This is a genomic window from Armatimonadota bacterium (assembly GCA_020354555.1).
In the GTDB taxonomy this organism is placed as follows: domain Bacteria; phylum Armatimonadota; class Hebobacteria.
In genome coordinates this window covers 3,316,367-3,322,329 of record CP070648.1, presented here as the reverse complement: position 1 = coordinate 3,322,329, position 5,963 = coordinate 3,316,367, and the positions used below count along the sequence as shown (strand labels likewise).

The window sequence follows — 5,963 nt, the reverse complement described above, 5'->3', positions numbered from 1 at the left end:
TGGTCGGGTACGCCTTCTACCAGGTGCACGAGTCGGCCGAGATCGCATTCCTGTGGTACATGGCGGTTGACGCGGAGTGGCGTCGAATCGGCGTCGGCCGGGAGATTGTGACGCGACTGATCTCCGATCTGGGCACCCGCCGTGCTGTAGTGCGATATCTCCTGCTCGAGGCCCGGTCGCCGGAGCCCGACGCGCCGGCAGACGATGTCAATCGGCGCCGAATTGCGTTCTACAGATCGCTCGGCGCCCACTGGGTGCGCGGGATAGACTACGCCGTGGCGTCCCATACCGACTCGGATCACTCGATCTCATACGAGGTGCTTGCCTTCCCGGTGGCGGACCATGTTACACCGGAACGCCTGCGACCCGCCGTGAGCGTGTTGGCTTCCGAGTCGATGGGCGCTAATGACCCTCACCTGGAACGCTTCCGGCGCTCGCTGAGCGGCTTTCTCGTCCAACCACCCCCTGAGTAGCAGGCCGGCCGCATTCAGCGCGCCCTTTCGGATTCAGGGGTGGATGGAATAGGACACAGTGGGGAGCGTCACGGATTCATGTTCTTTCCGCAGCTTTTGCCGGGCGGCCGACGGGAGAACTCAAGGAGAGCGACCTGTTTTCGCTATGTGACGTGTACCACGCGACCGTGAATCTTCGTGAGTGCGGGGGCGGAGAAGTGAAGACGGCCCGCGGACGCGAAGGGCGCGCGGGCCGGTGGGATGGCGGCGACGTACTCGCCCGCAGCATGAGTCTGCGGCGGTATGAGTGCGGCCTCGCGGCGGCATCGCGCCAGGTCAGGCATCTCCCCTCTGTTCACTCGAAACTGACGGCTAAACCGTCAGATTTGTACCACTCCCGCGTGAGGGTGTCAATATGCAGGCGCAAGACGCAAGGAAACGTGCGCGGCGGGAGCGAAAGCGGCGCTGAAGCGCCGCACTCCATAGGGGCCAGGTGCGTGCCCATCTTTCTCCGCGTGCTCTGTAGCCTCTGTGGTTCAACGAGTGGATCGCGGCCTCGGCGAGGCCGCGCCCAGGAGCGGCGGGGATAGGCAGCCCCGCCCTACATCGCGCCCCGAGGGGTCGGGGCGCGCCCGGAGAGGCGGGACAGCCACCGATTCCCGCTCGATCTGGCTTGCTCCGCGGTTCAGTCAACCCGCCTCCCGTTCATTTCATCTGTGCAGAATGGGGACAGCTACCTGTCCTTGGCCGCGTGCGTTGTCGCTGGGGTGTCTGCGCCACGCAGTGCGAGGTCCGAGGGCGTGAGCTGTGTGGACAGGTAGCAGTCCCCGGGCCCGGAAATCGCCCCAGGGAAGCGTTCTCGGCCTGGCGAACCCACGTGCAGACGCGGGCGCCGATTGCGAGGCCAACGACCGCCGCGGCGGATTTCCACTTCTCGCTCGCCCGCAACAAACGAGACGATGATGAATGTACACGGTCTGTCGAAGACGGTTCTGCGTCTGTTGATACTCGCGCTCGCGGCATACGCATTTGCGTTGACGAGCACGACGGAGGCATCTGCGATGAGGCAACGCCGTTCCCGGTCAAAACCGGAAGTCATCGTGGCTTCAGCCCTTGCGGGTCAGAGCGCGGCGGCGGCGGATCGCTCCGGTGAAGCATCCCAGGCACAAGCTGAGCTTGGGCCTGCGCTCGGCGACAAGCCCGGTGATGTGGAGCGAGTCGCGATCCGCGGTGTTGTCGGCACACCCCTGGCGCTGGCGGACGGGCGGATCGCGCTTTTCCACGCAGGTGGAGAGTTGCACCAGCAAAGTGCGTACGCACGGTACTCCGAGGACAACGGCGCGAGCTTCGGCGAGCCGCAGAAGCTGTTCGACTTCCCCAGCGATCGGGGCTCCTTCGGCATCGGGGCTGCTCTTCTCTCGGCGCAGGGAACCGTACATCTCTTCGGCCTGGACTACTACGGGTTCGACTTCAACGACCGATCGAAGTCGAAGAGCTACCTGTGGCACGCGCGGTCTCGCGACGGCGGGAAGCACTGGGAGCCGGTGCAGAAGGTTGACTTCGGGCTCGAGTATACCGGCGCGTCAAACAACGCTTTCGAACTCAAGTCCGGGCGCATCATCGCCCCCGTCAGCGGCCTGAGCGACCGCAGAATCGGCCCGTGGGTCAGCCTGGCGCCGTATTCCGATGACGACGGGGCAACCTGGAACCCGCCGCGGCAGCAGATCACCATCAACACGGGCGCCGTCAACTGGTACGAATCCGGCGCCGCCGAGCCGGTTGGTATCGAGTTGAATGACGGCCGCGTCTGGCTGCTGCCGCGCTCGCAGGATGGGTACCAGTGGCAGACGTTCTCCGAGGACGGAGGCCTGACGTGGTCGCCGCCGCAGCACACCCGCTTCGTATCGAACCAGTCCGCGATGGCCGCGATCAGGCTCAGGGACGGGCGGCTGATGCTGTTCTGGAACAACTGCGGCGCCGAAGGGCTCGGGGAGATCGGCTGGGGGCATGCGGAACGCGCGGTGATGGCGGCCGCGGTCAGCCGGGACGAAGGGAAGACGTGGGCGGGATACCGCGAGGTGGGGAGGGTAACGACGAATGCTCAGGTCTCGTATCCCTACGTCACCCAGGCCGCCGACGGGCGCGTGATACTGTCGGCTGCGGGGTCACTCATGAGGATCGACCCCGGCTTTCTGGAGAACCGCTCGTTCGTCGAAGATTTCTCGATGGGGGTGCGCCGCTGGTCAACGCTGGCGGCCAAGGGCGTAGAGGCGGCGTCCGATCCCGACGGCGAACCGAACGCCGTGCTGCGGATGCTTAGGCCGGATGCGGCGGCCCCGGCAGCGGCTTGCTTGAACTTCCCCTACGGCGAGCGCGGGGCACTCAACCTGATGGTCAGGATCGAGCCGGGCTTCCGGGGGGCTCATCTCACGCTCTCGGATCATTACGATCTTCCGGGCCTGCCGCGCGACGCCAGCTTCCCGCTGCAGATCACGCCTGAGGGACGTATCAGGATCATCGGCAGCGGCGGCACGTGGCTCGACACGCCCGGGGATATCGCGCCGGGGAAGTGGCACCACCTCGACCTCGTGTGGGACTGCACGAAAGGACGGGCGGTCCTCAGGCTCGACGGCATGGAGATCGCCGTCATGGAGCAGTACGTCCGCGCCCGCGGCGTCTGCTATCTGCGCATTCGATCTACGGCGACAGACACCGATTCGGCCGGCTTTTACATTGGGTCGGTTCGCGTCAATGTGTCGTCGTAGGCGTGCACGCCACGCTGAGGCGGCCTGGTTCGGCGCCCCGCAGCAGCGGACACTCGGCGAGCAAAGGAAACGAAACATCATGCGCCTCTTCTTGGTTTGTCGCGAAGACAACGACCTCTATCGCGTCATCACGGAGAACGGGATGGCGTGCACGCGCGTCGCGGGCGCGCGGCAGGCGATTGACGGGGCCCCGGACGGCGCGGGGGTGATGCTGCTCGCGGACGGCTATCCAGACGCGGCCACGCCGTTCGATGAGGCACTGTGCGATGCGGCGGCGAAGAAGCGATTACGGCTGTATGTGGAGTTTCCGGCGGCGCTGCCGGAAGGGGCCGCAGGCGAGCCGCAGGGGATCGTGTGGGAGCGCGGTGTAGTCGCGTCCGACGCCTTCGCGCCGGATCTGGAGAGGCTCCGCATACTCGCCATCCACGGCTGCCGCTTCGTTCCCGTGAGCGCGGAGGACCCGCACCTCGTGATGGCGCGCGTGGCAGGGCTCGATACCGCGGTGTACGGCCTGCCGCAGGAGTCCTCCCCCGTTCTGTTCGAGCATCCGCGCGGAGACCTGCTCGTCGCTACCACGAATCTGAGCCAGTTCGTCACCGCCCGGTATGCGCCGGTCGAAGCGTGGCGTGCGATCTGGCACTGGATTCTGCGCTGGGTCACAGGGGATGGGAAAGTGCCGGGCTTATCGTGGACGCCGACGGTGCGGCCATCGTACGGGGCATCGGACGCGCTGCCCGGGAACGTCGAGGCGCAGGCGTTCCGGCGCGGCGTCGAGTGGTTCCCGAAGGCGAAGCTGTTCCCGCATTCATCCTGGGAGGGCCAACCGCAGCGGCGGTTTGGCGGCGAGGCGACGTCGGGGAAGTCGGGCGCCGAAGCGGAGCCACCGCTCGGCGACGGATCGCTCGGCGTGATGGAAGGGGCGTCGTCCGCCATTCATCCTGATGGCTCGCAGGAGTGGAGCGGCAACCAGCGGTCGGATTGCATCGGCGAGACCGCAATGGCGATGGCGTTCAGCGGGGCAATCCGCGACCGCGCCGAGGATGGGATGATCGCGCGCAACCTGGCGGACTACGTCTACTTCACTTCCGTCGCAGCGCAAGGGCCGCGCGCGGACCCGGCGAGTCCGAGCTTCGGCCTGGTGTCGTGGGGCCTGCACCCCCCCAGCGAGGGCGTGTACTACGGTGATGATAATGCTCGCTGTATGCTCGGCACGCTCGCGGCTGCGGCGCTGCTGAGCACCGAGCGCTGGGACAAGTTGCTGCTGCGATGCCTGCTGGCGAACCTGCGAACGACCGGACCGCTGGGCTTCCGCAGCGGCCGCATTGATGAGAAGCCGCTCCAGGAGAATGGGTGGCGGCATTACTGGACCACGCCGCGCACGCACTTCGCGCCGCACTACGAGGCGTGGCTGTGGGCGGCTTTGCTGTGGGCGTACGGGCGCACCGGATTTGCGCCCTTCCTCGAGCGGCCGAAGACGGCGATTCGCATGACGATGGAAGCATACCCCGACGAGTGGCAGTGGACGAACGGGATACAGCAGGAGCGCGCGCGGATGCTGCTGCCGCTGGCGTGGCTGGTGCGCGTCGAGGACACGGAGGAGCATCGGCAGTGGCTGCGGTTCATGGCGCAGGAGCTGCTGCGGCATCAGGACGCGTGCGGCGCGCTGCGGGAGGAGATCGGGGCGACGAGCAAGGGTTCGTACGGCCCTCCGCAGTCCAATGAGGATTACGGCACGAGCGAGGCGACGCTGATTCAAGCCAACGGCGACCCGGTGTGCGATCTGCTGTACACCACGAACTTCGCGTTCGTCGGGCTGCACGAGGCCGCGGCGGCGACGGACGAGGCTTTGTACACCGAAGCGGAGGACAAGCTCGCGAAGTTCCTCTGCCGCATCCAGGTGCGTTCGGAGAAGCATGCGGAACTCGACGGCGCGTGGTTTCGAGCCTTTGAGTTCCGGCGGTGGGAATACTGGGGGAGCAGCGCCGATTTGGGCTGGGGCGTGTGGAGCATTGAATCGGGGTGGACGCAGGGATGGATCGCATCCGTGCTCGCGATGCGGCAGATGAAGACGTCGCTGTGGGATTTGATGGCAGCAAGCGCTATCCGCACACACCTCGATGAGTTGGTGGCGCTCATGCTGCCGGAATGCGCGCGGAGCGGGGCGGATGAAGACGGGGGCACGCGCGCGCCCGACGCGAGGTGCAGCAGATGAACACGTTCGCGGAGTACGCTCAGCTCTACCTGACCAATCTGCTTGACGACGTGCTGCCGTTCTGGCAGAAGCACTCCCTCGACCGGGAGTGCGGCGGATACTTCACCTGCCTCGACCGCGCGGGCGATGTGTACGATACCGACAAGTTCGTGTGGCTCCAGGCGCGCGAGGGGTGGACGTTCTCGATGCTGTACAACCGCTTCGAGCGGCGGGATGAATGGCTCAGCATCGCGCGCTACGGGGCGGAGTTCCTGCGCGCGCACGGGATGGACGGGGAAGGCAACTGGTACTTCGCGCTCGATCGTCGGGGCCATCCGCTGGTGCAGCCGTACAACATCTTCTCTGACGCGTTCGCGGCCATGGCGTTCAGTCAGTATGCGCTGGCGACCGGGGATGAGGCGGCGAAGGAGCTTGCGCTCACGACCTATCATAACGTCTGGCGGCGCAAGGACAATCCCAAGGGGAAGTACTCGAAGGCCGTGCCGGGCACGCGCCCACTGCGCCCGTTCGCGATACCGATGATCCTGTCGAACC

At 66.3% G+C, this 5,963-nt stretch carries 4 protein-coding genes; all 4 read left to right on the top strand.

Features of this window, described 5'->3' with window-relative positions; translation table 11 throughout:
• Positions 1-473 (top strand): GNAT family N-acetyltransferase (locus JSV65_13590; GenBank protein ID UCH33588.1); only part of this gene is annotated, 473 nt, incomplete at its 5' end.
• Positions 474-1,552: 1,079 nt separating this feature from the next.
• Complete coding sequence (locus JSV65_13585; protein ID UCH33587.1) at positions 1,553-3,217, top strand: exo-alpha-sialidase; 1,665 nt, start codon at positions 1,553-1,555, stop codon at positions 3,215-3,217.
• A 79-nt stretch (positions 3,218-3,296) separates the two neighbouring features.
• The gene (locus JSV65_13580) at positions 3,297-5,429 is read left to right on the top strand and encodes a hypothetical protein (GenBank protein ID UCH33586.1); all 2,133 of its coding nucleotides are present in this window, start codon (positions 3,297-3,299) and stop codon (positions 5,427-5,429) included.
• A partial coding sequence (locus tag JSV65_13575) for an AGE family epimerase/isomerase (protein ID UCH33585.1) occupies positions 5,426-5,963 on the top strand: 538 nt, incomplete at its 3' end. The genes JSV65_13580 and JSV65_13575, both read left to right, overlap by 4 nt.

Excerpts from the sequence above, each read along its gene's own strand:
- JSV65_13580 (UCH33586.1), top strand. The coding sequence starts at position 3,297 with ATGCGCCTCTTCTTGGTTTGTCGCGAAGACAACGACCTCTATCGCGTC.